At 68.4% G+C, this 15674-nt stretch carries 12 protein-coding genes and 2 pseudogenes; 8 read left to right on the top strand and 6 right to left on the bottom strand.

The features are described from left to right. Positions 1-44: 44 nt before the first annotated feature. Together AQJ30_RS06680 and AQJ30_RS38910 are read right to left on the bottom strand one after the other, a co-directional pair. Positions 45-3278 (bottom strand): type ISP restriction/modification enzyme, encoded by a 3234-nt coding sequence (locus tag AQJ30_RS06680; RefSeq protein WP_211278936.1) that lies wholly within the window; start codon positions 3276-3278, stop codon positions 45-47. 371 nt (positions 3279-3649) lie between these two features. Continuing rightward, the gene (locus AQJ30_RS38910) at positions 3650-3940 is read right to left on the bottom strand and encodes a hypothetical protein (protein WP_067229868.1); all 291 of its coding nucleotides are present in this window, start codon (positions 3938-3940) and stop codon (positions 3650-3652) included. A gap of 70 nt (positions 3941-4010) precedes the next feature. Here AQJ30_RS38910 and AQJ30_RS39145 point away from each other — a divergent pair. Next, positions 4011-4500, top strand: a pseudogene (locus AQJ30_RS39145) (DUF5994 family protein); the annotation flags it as partial. Positions 4501-4664: 164 nt separating this feature from the next. Beyond that, complete coding sequence (locus AQJ30_RS06690) at positions 4665-5639, top strand: magnesium transporter CorA family protein (RefSeq protein WP_067229870.1); 975 nt, start codon at positions 4665-4667, stop codon at positions 5637-5639. A gap of 435 nt (positions 5640-6074) precedes the next feature. On the opposite strand, the gene AQJ30_RS40060 is transcribed toward AQJ30_RS06690, so the two are convergent. Further along, entirely contained in the window at positions 6075-6257 is a 183-nt protein-coding gene (locus AQJ30_RS40060) for a DUF5994 family protein (protein WP_404768735.1), read from the bottom strand. An 8-nt stretch (positions 6258-6265) separates the two neighbouring features. Then, positions 6266-6436, bottom strand: a complete 171-nt coding sequence (locus tag AQJ30_RS40065; RefSeq protein WP_402087517.1) for a DUF5994 family protein — start codon at positions 6434-6436, stop codon at positions 6266-6268. A gap of 788 nt (positions 6437-7224) precedes the next feature. On the opposite strand from AQJ30_RS40065, the gene AQJ30_RS06700 reads away from it, so the two are divergent. Both AQJ30_RS06700 and AQJ30_RS39150 read left to right on the top strand, forming a co-directional pair. Next, complete coding sequence (locus AQJ30_RS06700; protein ID WP_067229873.1) at positions 7225-8205, top strand: slipin family protein; 981 nt, start codon at positions 7225-7227, stop codon at positions 8203-8205. Between the two features lie 195 nt (positions 8206-8400). Continuing rightward, positions 8401-8560, top strand: a pseudogene (locus AQJ30_RS39150) (ABC transporter permease); the annotation flags it as partial. Between the two features lie 56 nt (positions 8561-8616). On the opposite strand, the gene AQJ30_RS06705 reads toward AQJ30_RS39150, so the two are convergent. Both AQJ30_RS06705 and AQJ30_RS06710 read right to left on the bottom strand, forming a co-directional pair. After that, a complete protein-coding gene (locus tag AQJ30_RS06705; RefSeq protein WP_067229874.1) occupies positions 8617-9531 on the bottom strand; it encodes an MBL fold metallo-hydrolase in 915 nt (304 codons plus the stop codon). A gap of 37 nt (positions 9532-9568) precedes the next feature. After that, positions 9569-10831: an MFS transporter gene (locus tag AQJ30_RS06710; RefSeq protein ID WP_245726827.1), complete on the bottom strand. Its 1263-nt coding sequence runs from the start codon at positions 10829-10831 to the stop codon at positions 9569-9571. Positions 10832-10926: 95 nt separating this feature from the next. Here AQJ30_RS06710 and AQJ30_RS06715 point away from each other — a divergent pair, with 95 nt between their 5' ends. From AQJ30_RS06715 to AQJ30_RS06730, 4 genes are all read left to right on the top strand, one after another. Further along, the gene (locus AQJ30_RS06715; RefSeq protein ID WP_067229877.1) at positions 10927-11136 is read left to right on the top strand and encodes a hypothetical protein; all 210 of its coding nucleotides are present in this window, start codon (positions 10927-10929) and stop codon (positions 11134-11136) included. After that, positions 11123-12514, top strand: coding sequence for an amidase (locus AQJ30_RS06720; RefSeq protein WP_067229879.1), 1392 nt, complete (start codon positions 11123-11125; stop codon positions 12512-12514). Before AQJ30_RS06715 ends, AQJ30_RS06720 begins: the two co-directional genes overlap by 14 nt. Positions 12515-12660: 146 nt before the next feature. Next, positions 12661-13233 (top strand): TetR/AcrR family transcriptional regulator, encoded by a 573-nt coding sequence (locus AQJ30_RS06725; RefSeq protein WP_079083874.1) that lies wholly within the window; start codon positions 12661-12663, stop codon positions 13231-13233. Positions 13234-14529: 1296 nt separating this feature from the next. Next, on the top strand, positions 14530-15576 hold the full coding sequence (locus tag AQJ30_RS06730; RefSeq protein ID WP_067229884.1) for a lytic polysaccharide monooxygenase auxiliary activity family 9 protein: 1047 nt from the start codon (positions 14530-14532) through the stop codon (positions 15574-15576). The last annotated feature ends 98 nt before the right edge of the window (positions 15577-15674 follow it).

The following is a 15674-nucleotide window of genomic DNA, read 5'->3' on the forward strand; positions in this document are numbered from 1 at the left end:
TTCCGTTGATGTTGCGGTCGTCAGGCACTCAGGCCGGACGGGTGTCAGTCCGAGAAGTCGAGGCTCTCCTGACCAGGGCCGGGGGCGCGTCGAGACATCCGCGGCGGTTTCGGTTCCTTGGTTGCGTAGGCAGGTATGGGCAGGATGCCCTCGCCCCGTAGGTCGTCGGTGCTGATGAGCGGGCCGCTGGTCACCGCGTCCAGCAGCCGGGCCTGTCGGGGTTCGAGGGCTACGAGGAGCCCGAGCGCGTTGATGAGGTCAATCAGATCAACGGTCCACCGGGCAGGCCAGGTCGGGGGCAGGATGTCGTTCAACGGGGTCTGTCGTTCCACGTCTGGCTTGCGCTTGCGGAAGCTGAACCACTTGCGGATCACCTGCACCCCGCCGATCCGATAGTCCCAGACTTCCGGCGCCACCGGACGTATGCAGCCCGTGCCCACCGTGAGGGTTCGCGTGGACGCGTCGTAAGAGATGTCCGCAGGTAACCCGTCGTCCTCTCCGATCACGACGACGCATTCCGGTTGTTCCTCCGGGGGAAGCCTCGGGGGCGAGCCAGGTGAACTGTCGTGGGGGGAGGCGAAGCGCTGGCCGTACGTGTGGATCCACACCGTGCGCCTGCCCACTTCCACGAGCTCTGCCCATAGAGCCGGGTCGCGTGTTATGGGGATACGGGCACCGCGCTCGGCGAGGTTCGCGGCGAAGCGGCGGGTGTAGCCGCTGTGGCCGGCTGTTCCCGCGATGTACGCGAGGAGGTCCTCGGCGGTGACCGTCACGCCGTGCGTCTTGGTGAGAAGACGCAGCAGGCCAGGGGTGACGTTTGGTTCAGGCTGGTGGGGGTGGCGGTAGAGAGGGGCGACGCGGCCGCCTTCGGTGCCTTTGAAGTGGTGCATGTCGGGCAGCAGGGCGGTGAAACTCACCGCCGGCCCCGGACGGCCTGATTCCGTGTGGAGTTCGGACAGGTAGATCTGACGCTGGTCGTTGTGGGCGAACCACAAGGCTGGTCGCGGAAAGTCGATCACTCGCCTGTCCGCGATGATGTACTGCCTGTCGAAGGTCATCCGGCCGTAGGGAACAACGATCGGCAACGTCTCCTTCTCCGCGCCAAGGCTGCCCCTTTCCTGCTGCCCGGGCAGTGGCGGTTCCGGCTTATCCGGACGGCGGTCTCTGGTGGTTTTCAGCAGTGCGGCCTTGTCCTCCGCTGGGGCTTGGACGAGCCTGCGCCACCGGCTCTCCAGGACGTCCCGGCTGGGTGAGACGGGCCAGCTGCGGTTGTTCTTGTTGCCGGAGCTAGTCCAGGGCAGCAGGGCGTCCACCGGTGGCATTGCCGACCACTCGGAGTCGGACATGACGTGAAAAGGCGCGGTCCACTGTGTGGGGCATAGTTGCCAGGAGGTCCCGTCGCGATGACCGTCGAGGCCAAGCCCTTCCAGCCAGTTGAACTTCTCCTCGCGTGTGCCCGCGGGGACGTCGAGTCGCCAGACCCGCGCCGGTGTACCCGGGTCCGGGGCGCCATGGCGGACGAAGACGGCGATGCAGATCTCCCGCTTGACATCCTGGAAGACACGGGTGCGCGTGTCGGAGTAGGCACCCTCGGGGGAGAGACCGATGACCCAGCCCTCGTCGGCGGCCTCGCGCAGGTAGTGGCGCATGCCGGCCGAGCCCTCGCTGTCCAGGTATCCGGAGTTGCTGATGAGGGCAACGATCCCGCTGGGAGCCTTCGGCGCTCCCGAGGCGCTCAACTGGTCGAAGACCTTCCAGGTGGACCACGCCCAGAAGTAGACGTAAAGGTTGTCGAGGGCGTATCCGACGCGTCCGTTGTCCTCTGGGTGGAAGCGGGCGAGGATCGGGCCCTGGCCGTTCGGGTTGCCCTCGGTGACCCAGCGTCCGACGCCCGACTGTCTCGCACCCCGCAGGTAGGGCGGATTACCGATGACCACCATGACCTTCTCGTCCGCCTTGATCTTGTTCGCCATTCGGCGGTGGCGGGCGATCGCCTCGTACATGAAGCCCAGGTGGTGCTCGACGGCAGGGTCGTCGAGTGTGTCGGCCACCAGAAGCCTCGGCGGGCGGCGCGTGATGTCGGTGTCGTGGGATCGGAAGGCGTGGTGCACACGGAGTTCGGCGACGGCGTACGGGCCGGTCTGTTTCTCCAGCCCGACCAGTCGGCCCGAGAGTTCCCGGAGAAGCCCGGACTTGAGCGCCCTGCCGTACTTCAGTGAAAGGGACTTGGCGGCATGGTCGATGATGTTGATGAGGAAGGTCCCGGTGCCCATGGCCGGATCGACGACGGTGACGTCCTCGCTTCCGTAGCCGTCCTCCTGGCCGAGCCGGTCACGCAGCACCTCGTCGGTGAAGCCGACCATGAAGCGGACGACCTCGCCGGCCGTGTAGTAAGTACCCGTCCGCCGTCGCAGTTCCGGGTCGTAGGCGCTTAGAAAGCCCTCGTACAGGTGCAGGTAGGCGTCTCCGGTCTCGTCCTTGAACATCTCGGGGTCGACGGCCGATAAGACGTCGATCAGCGGGTCGATGATGCCCCGCAGATCGTCGAGGGCTTCGTCCGTCAGCACCGCCAGCGCCTTGCCCATCAAGGAATGCCGCTTGCCCAGCCGGATCGCGACCTCGGGAAGCGTGAGCCTGCCCAGATCAATGTGCTCAAGACGAGCCAGCAGCATGGCAAACGTCAGCGTCTGACTGTATTGGTCCGCGAACTCCTCCGGGCGAGCATCGGGAAAGAGCAGGTCCTTCCAGTTGTCGGCCAGGATCGAGAACGCAGCGTCAGCCTCCCCGTGCTCCTCGCGGGTGAGACGTTCGGTGACCTCGTCACGCAACAGGGCACAGATTCCCGCGATGCGCTTGACCAGTTCGTTGACGCTGTCGTGGACGATGGGCGCCGGCAGGAAGAAGTGCGTGAGGGCACGCTCGAACCCGGTGTCCGCGACGACGAGTTGCCGGCCACCGGAATCAAGGTCTCCGACCAGGATCCCGGTCGGACCGACCTGTACGCCGAAACGGTAGACCGCCCACTGGTATCCGTCGGTGTACAGCACATTGTGGAGTGCCTTGATCTTCTCCCACTGCTTGCGGTCGTGGCTCTTCACCGACCACTTCTCCGGATCGGCCCCCGAGCCCGGCTGCTTCAGCTCGACGTGCCCTATGGTTCTGCCTCCGCAGGCGATGGCGAAGTCAGGCCGGATCCCGAGTTCCTTGATGCGACTCTGACCGTGGACGATGAGCTTGAGGCGATGCCGTGCGCCCATGCCGCGCAGCAGATGTTCCACCGGCGCGGTCAGGCTGTCCTCCTTACTGCTGACCGCCCCTGCTGGACCTTGCAGCTTGGCCCTGACTTCCTCGCCGAACCGAGCGACGAGGTCCGCGACCGATCCAGTTGTGCCCTTTCCCGCCCAGACGTCCCCTCTTGCCATCGGCCCCCCAAGGCTGCACCCACGCCGACGATCAGACCCATACAGAATGCCCATGACATCTCAAGCAACAAACGCCAGTGGATGTAGGTTGATTGGTGACGAGCTGCCAAAGCCCCGCTTAGCGAGGTCGGTTGGAGCGTGAGGGCGGGCGAGCGTCCCGGGCGTGCGTCAACATGCGGAGCGCAACCGGTGGACGGTACGGCGATCTCGCAGGCACGCTGGGGCGATCACCGGGGGGCGTACTGCGCGAGTACGAGGATCTCGACGTCGACGCGGCAGAAGGCGTCGTTGTGGGCGAGGACATGGAACCGCACGGTGACGAAGAGATCGGCTCCGCCGTCGGTATCCCATTCCTCTTCCTGGCTCTGAGCATGTGTCGCGTCGTAGCTGATGGCCTCGTCGGCCGTCAGACTGCTGGCGGTGCGGAGTCCTCTCGGGACGCTTGCCGCTGCCATGAGCCGGGCGGCGGCAGCCGGGTCCGTCCCCGGAGGGATCACCAGCAGGTCCAGGCGGCCCACCGTTCAGAACAGGCGGATCACCTTGTTCGGTCCTGCTCGGCCGCGAACCAGCCGACATGCACCGTGCGCCATGAACGAATCCGATACCTCTCGCGCCCCGGTCTTCTGCCGGACGCGATCCATCGGGCCGCGAAACCCGGGACGGTCCTCCCGCGGCTGGAGACGACACGGTCTTGGGTAGGCAACATCGACGGTGAGTGGTGGCCGCGTTCCCGCGACATCGGTGCTGAGCTGCCCGACCTCGTCCACGCGCTGACAGTGCACCTCGGCCCCCTCATGCGCGTCGGACTGGATGCCACCGCTTGGGATCACCTTTCCACGCGCCTAGTGATCGATGGCCAGGTCGTCCATATCGCCTCCTTGCCGGTGGGTGACGACACGGTCCTGATCACTCGGGGCGACCAGGGCCACTTCTCCCCTCTCGTCGTCCCACCGCGCGCGACAGCCGAGGCCGCCCGTGCCGCGACCGAGCCGTCAACGTCACCGAGGCCGCACAGATCCTCACCGACACCGGCACCCACCAGGCATACACGGTCCCGGTGGAGGGCCCTCGGAGCGGCGAGGAACGCCACGAGCCCGGGTATCACCTCCGTAGCTCCGGGCGCCGTAGGGATGTACGTGCCGGGCGGTGCCTTCAAAGCGATCGGGGCGGTGCCGCCCGTCGGAGTGGATGCCCGGAAGTGGTGTCCGCCGAAGTTCCGCCGGTGCCGATAGGGTGCGCGACATGGCCCGTACCCGGCTGTACCGCGACGGCTCCCTGGTCCAGGAGGACTTCCCGGTCCGGGACATCTCCCAGCATCTGGCGGACCCGTCCACGACCGTGTGGTTGGACCTCTACCGCCCGGAACGCGCCGAGTTCACGGCGGTCGGCGAGGAACTCGGTCTGCACGAGCTGGCGCTCGAGGGCGCACTGCACGAGGGGCAGCGGGCGAAACTCGACACCTACCGCACCCATCACTTCCTCAGTGTCTATGCGGTCACCGTCGACCCGGACAGTGCGGGACTGACGATGAGCGAACTCGCGGTCATTCTCACGCCACAGGCGTTGATCACGGTCCGCAAGGACGCCGCGTTCGCCCTCGACGAGCTGGTCGCCCGCTGGGACCGCACCCCGGCTCTGGCAGCGCACGGGGTGGCGTTTTTGCTCCACGGTTTGCTCGACCATGTCGTCGACGGGCACTTCGCTGCGGTACGGCGACTCGACGAACGTATCGAGGAACTGGACGATCTGCTCTTCGCCGAAGGCAGTCGGCAGATCCAGACGGTACAGCGCCAGTCCTACGTCCTGCGGAAATCACTGGTCCGACTCCGCCGCGTGGTCCTGCCCATGCGGGAAGTCGTCAATGCCCTCATGCGCCCCGACCTCGACATCGTCGATGATTCCTTGCTGCCGTACTACCGAGATGTGTACGACCACGTGCTGCGTGCCGGCGAGTGGACGGAGTCGCTGCGGGATCTGGTGGCCTCGGTGATGGAGACCAACTTGTCGGTGCAGGCGAACCGGATGAACCTGATCATGAAGAAGGTGACGAGCTGGGCCGCGATCATCGCCGTGCCCACGGCGATCACCGGCTTCTACGGACAGAACCTTCCCTACCCCGGCTTCGCACACCAGTCGGGTTTCATCGTTTCCAGCGCCGTCATCGTCGTTGCCTCCCTGACGCTGTACTTCGCTTTCAGGCACGGGGACTGGCTCTGACCGCACACTCCTGCGCACTCGTCGGCAGCCGGACCTTGGGAGCCGGTTCCAGGAGTCGGCTCCTAGACAGCTCCAAGGACTTCGGGCCGTGTGTCAGTGACGCAGGACCTCGCCCTGCAGCTCCGCCACGGGTAGCGACGAAAAGGGCGCCACCATGCCGCCCAGCTCCTCGGATCGCCCAACGGGTACCGGCAACGGCCCCGTCGCTCCTTTCGCCGTTCAAGTGCAGCGGCCGGCGGTCGGGCAGAGGGCGTTCAGGACTGCTGTCTCACATGCCGATGATCACGCGGCTGTCGTCACCGGGCTGTGCGGGTACCGCTTCGGGCGTCACGCAGGTACCGCCCTCGTACTCCCAAGCCTCGTCCGGATCGAGTGGTCGGTCGGCCGTGGAGACTGCGCGCCCGGCTCGGTCCGCGGCGATCAGTGCGCTCGCGCTCAGGGCGGGCCGTCGTAGTCGGATACGGCCGCTATCAGGCGCGCCGCCGACCGCACCCCGGGTTCGGGTGGGATGACGAGCAGATCCCAGCGTCCAGTGCCGTACGGGAGCAGCAGCTTGTGTGGGTCGATCTCCTGGGTGAACCAGCCGACCTTCACGACATGACCGTCGACGGGCACCATGGGCCGGATCACCGGCCGGTGCTCGGGGTTGACGGCGACACGGGTGATGCGGCCCCAGACGGGTGCAACGCATCGGCCAGCGCGTCGGCCAGTGCGGGTAGTTCACGCAGCAGGCCGCGCGAGCGCGGCCACCAGGCGCCGTCCAGGAGTCCACGGGACGGGCCGTCCGCATTCAGCACGATGCGGGTGGGGAGTATGGCCGCCGTCGTGAAGGACAGCGTGGGTTTGGGAGTCGCAGTCCGTTGACGGTGGCCGCCGGACCGGACCGCCCCCGGCGCCGCGGCGTCCCGGGTGAGGGCCCGGGAGTGTCGTCACCGGACCCGGCTCGGCCGGCTCCACTGCCCGGCCCTGGGCGGGCCGTGCTGCCCGGACGTGCAGTCCGTTCGGACCGTCAACGGAGTAGGCTGATGTTACCGAGGGTATTTCGTGCACCGGCTCCCCTGTCGTTGTCACTTTCGGCGATCTGATCACGCCGGGTCGGTTGCGATCGGCCCGGAGAAGGGTTCGCGTCATGAGTGCGACCGTTTCCCCCAAGCCGATCCCCGGTCGTACGCCCCCCTCCAAGTCCCTTCGGCTCCCGCACCCCCCGGTTCCTCGCCGACAGCCGTGCTCGATCCGCTGTCGGGGCTGAGCGGCGGGGCCGGTTGAACCGTGCGGTGGGCGGCCGCCCCGGGAAGACCACGAAGTCCGCGATCCGTCTGCACGCCCCCCAGATCCCGGCCGTTCACGTTGCGCCGACGGCGGGGTGAGGGCCGTGCGTACTCCAGCGGCCGTCGGGGCCGCAGTCGGCGGATCCTGGACCGGCGTACCGCAGAGTTCTCCCGGCTGAGCCGGGCCAACACCCGCCTCGGCAGCAGCCCGGGACCCCCGGCCGCACCTCAGGCCACAGGCCGGGGTCCTCCCGTGCTGTGTGCTTCCCGGACCGCTCGGGCCCGGGACCGTCATCGACGTAAGGAACGTGAGAACCATGGGTGTTCTGATCACCGTACTGGCGGTGTGCGCCGTGGCCGGGCTGATTCTGCTCGCGCTGAGCGTGCGCAACGTCCAGCAGTACGAGAAGGGCGTGGTGTTCCGCTTCGGGCGGCTGCTGCCGGACATCCGCGGGCCGGGCCTGCGGGTCATCCGGCCGATCGGGGACCGGATGCGGAAGGTGTCCGTACAGACCGAGGTCCTCGGTATCCCGCCCCAGGGGTCCATCACCGCCGACAACGTGACGCTCACCGTCGACGCCGTCGTGTACTTCAAGGTCATCGACCCCGTCAAGGCCCTGGTGAACGTGCGCAACTATCCTGCCGCCGTCTCCCAGATCGCCCAGACGTCGCTTCGCTCCGTCATCGGCAGGGCCGACCTGGACACGCTGCTCTCCGACCGCGACCACATCAACGCGGAACTCAAGAAGGTGATGGACGCCCCCACCGAGGAGCCCTGGGGGCTGCGCATCGAACGCGTCGAGATCAAGGACATCGCCCTTCCGGAGTCCATGATGCGCTCCATGTCCAAGCAGGCCGAAGCCGAGCGGGAACGCCGCGCGCGGGTCATCGCCGCCGACGGGGAGTTCCAGGCGTCCCAGCGGCTGACCGACGCCGCCGCGACGATGGCCGACACCCCCGGAGCACTCCAACTACGGCTGCTGCAGACCGTGGTGGACGTCTCCGCCGAGAAGAACAGCACCCTCGTGATGCCGTTCCCCGTGGAGATGCTCCGCTTCTTCGAGCGCCAGAGTGGGGAAACCGACGGCGAGCCCGCCGGACGGCGCGTGCACCGGACCCCCAGGCACGCTGCGCTGTCCACCAGCGCCGTGTTCCCCGAGCCCACCACCCCCGCACCGGCCCTCACGCCGTCGGTCTCCCTGCCCGAAGAGCGGGCCGACAGCCGTGCGGAGGTGGCCCGGGAGCGGCGGGACAACTGGCCGACGCGCCGGGACGCCGAGGAATCACTGAGCGGTTGACCGTTCCGGGCCGCCCGGGGTGACGTGATCGTCCCGGTACGGGTGGTGCAGCTGCTGGCCCCGGTGACAGCGTGTCACCGGGGTCGCAGCGGTCCGGGGTGGCTGAAGCGGCCGGCCCGCCGTTGGACGCGATGCCCGAGGGCGCGGTGTCGTACCGGCCGAGCCAGAGGGCGTGTCGCGATAGGGGCCTGCCGGTTCCAGCCGATCGCCCGGTACCGGTCGTTCACGCCCGCCATGGAGACGTTGCGGACGGCTGCTCGGTACCGGGATCGGCGACAACGGGTGGATCACCATCCTCTGGTGCTTGGGTCTTGCGGCGCTGGGCCACCGCTGGTCGAAGGCGGTGTTCGACCGCGGTGACCGCGCGAACTGCCGGGAACGTCGGCCGGACAGGGCGGGGCAGCCACGGGATCAGTGCGAGTCGGCGGGGACGGGCGAGAGTCGGTAGGCGCCCTCATGCGTGACGACACGGCCGGCGGTGGGCGGCGCGAAGTGGGTGCCCAGGAGGAGGGTGTCCGTGCCGGCGAGCGAAGCGAGCAGGGTGCGGCGCGACGTCTCGGACCGCTCGGGCTCGATGTCGACGCAGGCCCCGATCTCGGGGTGAGCAAGCTGGACGGGGTGGTGGACGCAGTCGCCGGTGATCACAGCCGTCTCTCCTCGGCTGGTCAGCTCAACGGCTATGTGGCCGGGGGTGTGCCCGGGGGTGGGGATCAGGCGCAGCCCCGGGACGGCCTCGACGCCCTCGGCAGGGACATCGACGAGGTCGAGCAGCCCGGCCTCCTCCACCGGAATCACGGAGTCACGGAACATCTGCCGGCGCGCCTCCTCCATGTCGTACCCGCTCCAGAACTCCCGCTCGACACGCGAGGTGACGTAGCGGGCGTTGCGGAAGGTGGGAACCCACTCTCCGTTCACCTGGTGAGTGTTCCAGCCGACGTGGTCGGCGTGCAGGTGGGTGAGGATCACCAGGTCGATGCGGTCCGGAGGGAATCCGGCGGCGCCGAGGCGCTGGAGGTAACCGGTGTTCAGCCTGTGCCAGGCGGGGTTGGCCCGCTCCTTGTCGTTGCCGATGCCGGTGTCCACCAGGACACGCACCCCGTCGACAGTGAACGCGAAGCTGTGGCTGTCGATGTTCAGGAAGCCCTCGTCGTCTGCGAAGTGGGGGCGCAGCCACCCCTGTTGGTCGACGACACCCGGGGTGGCACCGGGCAGCAGCCACGGTCCGGTGGCGGGCGGCAGGAGGATCTCGTCGATGCGGTGGACGGTGACGTCGCCCACGGTCCAGGAGGGCGTGGCGGTCGGGTCGATGGCCGGTGGAGTGGTCATGATGGGCCGTTTCCTGGTCTCTCGTTACGGAAGATCGTTACGGAAGATCGCTGTGCGCGCCGTGGGCTGCTCCGCGTCCCGACCTGGCGAGTGCCGCCAGGGCCGCGACGGCGAGCAGGGCGGCGGCGGTGGTGTAGGCGTGGGCGGTGGTATCCAGCCCGAAGTGCTGGGTGGCGGCTCCAGCGGCGATGGCGGGCAGGCTCATGGACAGGTAGCTGAGGACGTAGTAGGCGGCCAGGGTCGCGGCGCGGTCCTGCTCGTCGAGCGAGGTGAGCGTCATGCGCAGTGCCCCTTGGGAGACGGCCCCGAAGGCGACTCCGGCCAGGACCGCGCCGCCCTGGACAGCGGGCAGGCCGGCGCCGTGCAGACCCAGCAGGCTCAGGACCGCGGACGGGATGAGGGACAGGCACCCGCCGATGGCGGCGGCGCGCGGCGGCACGCACCGCACTGTCCACACAGTGATCGTGGCCGCGGCGGTGAGCACGAAGAAGACCACGCCACCGGCCGCCTGAGAGACACCTGGGGCCACGAGGTGCACGAGTGCCGGTCCGAGGGAGGAGTAGAAGCCTCCCAGAGCCCAGACGGCGACTACAGCGGTGCCGACCCCCAGCAGAGCGCTGCGCGCCGACGGAGGTACGGCGAGGTGAGGGCGCAGCGACCGCAGGACGCCGGCGTGCGAGCGGGCCGTTCCCGCGGTGAACGTGACCGCTATCGCCTGGGCGGCGAAGAGGACCGCCAGCAGGACGTACACGGTGACCGTGGGCGCGGGGGCGAAGCGGACGAGGAGGGCGGAGGCCAGGACGCCGATGGCCATGCCCGCCACCGGGGCGATGCTGTTGGCCAGGGCGGACCGGCCCGGACGCAGGGGGTCCTGAAGGTCGAGGAGGGCCGCTCCAGCAGCGCTGGTGGCCGCGCCGGTGGCCGCGCCCTGCAGGATTCGGGCGGTCACCAGCGCTCCGGCGCCGTCCGCCGACGCCAGCAACACCATGGATGCGGCCTCCAGCAGCAGGGCGCCCACAAGGACGGGGCGCCGCCCGAGGTGGTCGGAGAGCCCACCGGTGGTGAGCAGGGCCAGCAGCAGGGTCAGGGAGTAGGCGGCGAAGATCACGGTGACGGTGAGCGCGGACAGCTGCCAGTGGTCCTGGTAGTGGGGGTAGAGGGGGGTCGGCGCACTGGAGGCCGCCAGGAGGGCGGCCAGGATCGAGGCGTGCAGGGCGAAGGGAGCCGCGCGGTGGGCGGTACGGCTCCCGGCACCCGGGTGGCTGGATGGCGCAGGTATGCGTGGTGTGACGGCGGGCACGGGACTCCTTGGCGCAAACGCAATAGATTTGCTTTAAGGCACCGTAGCCCCTAAGGTCTACTAACGCAAATGTTTAGCCTTAGAGGGAGAGCGTCATGTCCTCAGTCGAACTCACCCCGCTGGAAGCGGCCCGCTGGGCCGCCCGCGTCGGCCTCCCGCTGCCTGCCGACCGCTACGCCGTGGTCGCGACCACCGCCCGCCACATCCACTCCGTCGTCGCGGTTCTGCGCGAGCTGGACTTCGCGGACACACCGCCTGCTCCCGCCTATCGCGCCGAACAGGAGAACCACGATGCAGCCGTATGAACTGCCCCTGAGCGCAGCAGCCGACGCCATCCGGGCTCGGCAGTTGTCCCCCGTCGAACTGGCCGACTCGGTCCTGGAGCGCATCGGGGAGGTGGAGCCGCACCTTCAGGCGTACGTCACCGTCACCGCCGAGCATGCCCGCCGTGCGGCACGCGAAGCCGAAGGCGACATCGCGGCCGGCCGGTACCGTGGCCCGCTGCACGGCATCCCCATGGCTCTCAAGGATTTGATCGACGTCGCCGGTACGGCGACGTCAGCCGGCTCCCGCGTCAGAGCGAACCACCGTGCGCAGGCCGACAGCGCCGTCGCCGCCCGCCTGGCCGCGGCCGGCGCGGTTCTGGTCGGCAAGACCCACACCCACGAGTTCGCCTATGGGCTGACCACACCGCAGACCCACAACGCCTGGAACACCGGTCGGATCGCAGGCGGTTCCAGTGGCGGGTCCGCCGTCGCCGTCGCTGCGGGCGCCGCGACGTTCGCCCTGGGCACCGACACCGGCGGATCAATCCGTGTGCCCGCCGCGCTCAACGGGGTCGTCGGTCTCAAGCCGACGTACGGGCTCGTCCCCCGCCACGGCGTTACGCCGCTGTCCTGGTCGTTGGACCACGTAGGCCCGATCACCCGCACCGTAAAGGACGCGGCCCTGGTCCTGACCGCCCTGGCCGGACACGACCCGCGCGACCCCGCGTCCCTGGCCACCCCGGCCGTGGACTACCGGCCGGGCGCGGGCGCGGACCTGACGGGGCTGCGGATAGGTGTGCCACGCACCTACTACTTCGACCACGTCGACGCGGAGGTGGAGGCCGCCACACGACGTGCGATCGGCCGGCTTCAGTCACTCGGCGCACGGCTCGTCGAGGTCGGCATTCCCATGACCCGGTACATCCGGGCGACCCAGTGGGGCCTCATGGTGCCCGAGGCAACCGCCTACCACGAGAACACGCTTCGCACGGTCCCCGAGCTGTACCAGGCCGACGTCCGAATCCTCCTCGAGGCCGGCGAACTGATGCCCGCCGGGGACTACCTGCGCGCCCAGCGCGCCCGCACCCTCATGCGGCAGGAATGGGCACGCATGCTGGAGGAGGTCGACCTGATCGTCGCTCCCACCGTCCCTGCGACCGCGGTCGAGGCCGGCCAGGAGAGCATCACTTGGGCCGACGGCACGGTCGAGGGCGTCTCCGACGCCTACGTACGCCTCTCATCGCCTGCCAACATCACCGGGCTGCCGTCCCTGTCCGTCCCGGTCGGCCACGACGCGGCGGGCCTGCCGATCGGCATGCAGTTGCTGGGGCGACCGCTCGAAGAAAGCGTGCTCCTGCGCGTCGGCCACGCCTACGAGCAGACCCGGCCCGCCCGCGAGCTCGCGCCCACGACGTGAACGAGTGCTCGGGCCCGGCCTCACCACTCGGCCGGGCCGAAGCCACATTCGTCACTGACCCGCCGGCCGGGGGCCGCAGAGGAAGACCTTCCCATGGAGAGGTACGACTCGATAGACGCAATGATTTTGCTTTAAAGTGGGGTTCCATGAGCAGGCAGATGGTGCGCCCTGGGGGGCGCAGCGCCCGGGTTCAGGCGTCGGTCCATGCCGCCGTACGTGAACTCATGTCTGAAGTGGGCCGGGACGCCCTGACGGTACCGCTGGTCGCCCAGCATGCCGGCGTGACGCCGTCGACGATCTACCGCCGCTGGGGGAACCTGCAGGAGCTGCTCTCGGACGTAGCCGTCGAGCGTCTGCGGCCCGACACCGCGCCTGAGGCACACGGAACCCTGGCGTCCGACCTGACGGCCTGGGCCGAGCAGTTCCTCGACGAGATGGCCTCTCCCGCCGGCCGCGCCTACACCCGTGACGCGCTCCTCGGCGACCCGGACGGCAGCAACGCCGGCCAGTGCTCGGCCTACGCCGCCGACCAGATCAACCTCATCCTCAGCCGAGCAGCCGAACGCGGTGAGAAGACGCCCGGCATCGAGACGGTCATCGACCGCGTCGTCGCACCCCTGATGTACCGCATCCTCTTCCGTCCTGACCGACTCGACGCCGCGTACGCGCGCCGACTCGTCGCAGAGGTTCTCCGGCCAGCCCAGCCCGTGACCAGCTGACCGTGCCGACGTGCCCCCCTGGCAATGTTTGCGACGTCCGGGCCGCGAAGGTCGGCACGACCTCACGGACTCCCCAGTCCTCGGGGTGCGCCCCAAGGGCGCACCCCGAGCACGTCAGGCCCACGAGGAGAGCGCCCGCGACGTAGTGGATGCGGGGTCGTTCGAACTGATGGTGCCAGGCGGATGCCCGCCCGACCTGTTGCGGTCGGAGCGCGGGATGGCCGGCCGACCGGTGCGTCAGCTGGCGTAGCGGACTTTCACGATGGAGACGCCACTGCGATCCGACAATGGCAACGGCCGCTTGAAAGAGGGCCGGCAGCGGAGTGCTACTCACGGGCGCCGCCCCTAGAAGGCGTGCCAGGCTCTTGCGAACGTGCTGAATCGACCACCGACGCGACCTCAGTCAACTTGAGGCCCTTGTTCGTGCATTCGCACGCTAAACCCGCCGCACGGACTACAGCACAGACTGGAAATCGTCAAAAGGACTCGGGAGCTCTCGGTGAACACGACAAAAACCCAGCCCCATCTTGGCGCTGGGATCACTCTTCAGCGGGACTGTATATCCGTCGCAAAACGAATCTTGAATTTCTCCGGGCTCATGCGCCAGACACATGCGGCTCAAGCGCAGCAGGCCAGTACTTGAGCCGTCTCGGTCGCCGGCCGCGCCAACCTGAGGCGAGAGAAGCGGGGCAACGGAGCGAGGGAACGCCGGTTGGCCTAAGTGGCGTCCCCGCGCACCATTGGTAGTCCACCGCCACCCGGCCCGGACGTCGAAAGGCCGCCGCGCGACCTCATCCTCACCGCACCGGACGACCACGCTCCAACGGCCCCGGCCGGAAAGAAGGTGCCGTTCCCCGTTCGTCTCCTGTGGTGTGTGCGGTGAAGAGGCCCGTGGGACCGGCCGCAGGACGGCCACCTGGCCAGGAAGTGCCACGCGAAGTGCGAGTTCGGCCTGCGCAAGGGAGTTCTTCCCGGTCTGCCGCAGGCGGACGCCGACCGTCCTGGTGAGTGCACGGAATGGAAGTCGACCCGCGCCGGCGTGTGCTCGCACCTGCCGACCCACGGCGGACACCTTCAATAAGCCATGGGCGGACGGAATGAGGTGACTGCGGTGCCGGGCGCGGCCCGGAGCGGCCCGGATCCCTGGCCTGGCTTCAGGGAGCCTCTGCATGCCACCTGTGGCGTACCGCACTTGCGGCATATGCCGGTGTAAATATTCTGATGAGTGGAAGTAGGGGTGGTCCGGCACGGTTCGTGCTGGACCGCCCATTTCGTGCGGCTGGAGGAGTTCCCAAGATGCAGCAGCCTTACCCGGCGGACATGCGAGCGGTGGCTACCTACCGCGATGACGGTGACATCAAGCTTGAAGGCATCTCACTCACCTGGCGGATCGGCGCAAACGCCCCCGACCAGGGCACCGCGGAGCCGTCCGACTGGAACAACGGGAGCCCGGATTACCCGCACCACTACGAGGTGTGGCTGGACGGACGTCCCGCGCAGACGGTGGATCTGTACTGGGCGGCCTGGTATCCGCACTGGCAGTCGGCCAACCGGCACTGGGTGTGCCTTGGAGAGACCCCCGCCCGCGAATACCGGGTGAAGATCCGGGCTCGGCACACGGACGGCGCCTGGGGGCCGTTCACGGATGAGGTCACCGTCAACACGTCCACATCCACTCCCTATAGCGCGCATATCCCTGCGCGCGCCGAGGATCGCGGAGAGGGCCGGGAGCGACACGGGAGTCTGGAGTTTCCGGCCAGCCGAGCAATCCGGGCGATCCGCGACGAAGACGATGCGCCGATCTGCCGGAAGGCGCGCGAGTTGAACACCTCGACCACCTGGCAGGAAGTGGTGCCTGCCGGAACAGCCGGCAACCCGCCGTGGAATGAGGCCCGCGGGTACCTGGAATACCGCAAGTTCTTCCAGGGAGCCAACGTGGCATCGGCAGCGAATCCCGCCTTCAAGGGCCTGGACCTGGCCAGCGGGGAGGGTTTGGGCGACTGGCCGACCAGCACGCTGGAAGCCGTCGACGGCCGGCACACCTTCACCTACAACTACCGGCAGAACCACATGGGCCCGAAGTGGACACACCAGTGGTTCATTACCAGAGAGGGCTGGGACCCGACCCAGGGAATCTCCTGGGACGTGCTGGAGCCGACGCCCTTCATGGTCGAGTACCACGGCAGCGGCACACACGCCGACCAGCAACTGCAGTACACCACTGAGCTACTGGCAACTCGGCAGGGACGACACGCCATCGTCAACATTTGGGGCGGCGGCGACGCCGGACACGACTTCAAGGGCGAGTTCTTCGTCAGCGTTTCCGACGTCCAATTCCCTTAGGGCCGCCCAGCGCACCCCCCAGTCTCATAGACCAGCAAGTTGCGTAGCCCCCGTAGTTGTCCAACATCGCTGGCAAACGATCCGGGTTCGGTGGCAGA

Origin of the sequence: Streptomyces longwoodensis (genome assembly GCF_001514125.1) — a bacterium.
Lineage (GTDB): Bacteria > Actinomycetota > Actinomycetes > Streptomycetales > Streptomycetaceae > Streptomyces > Streptomyces longwoodensis.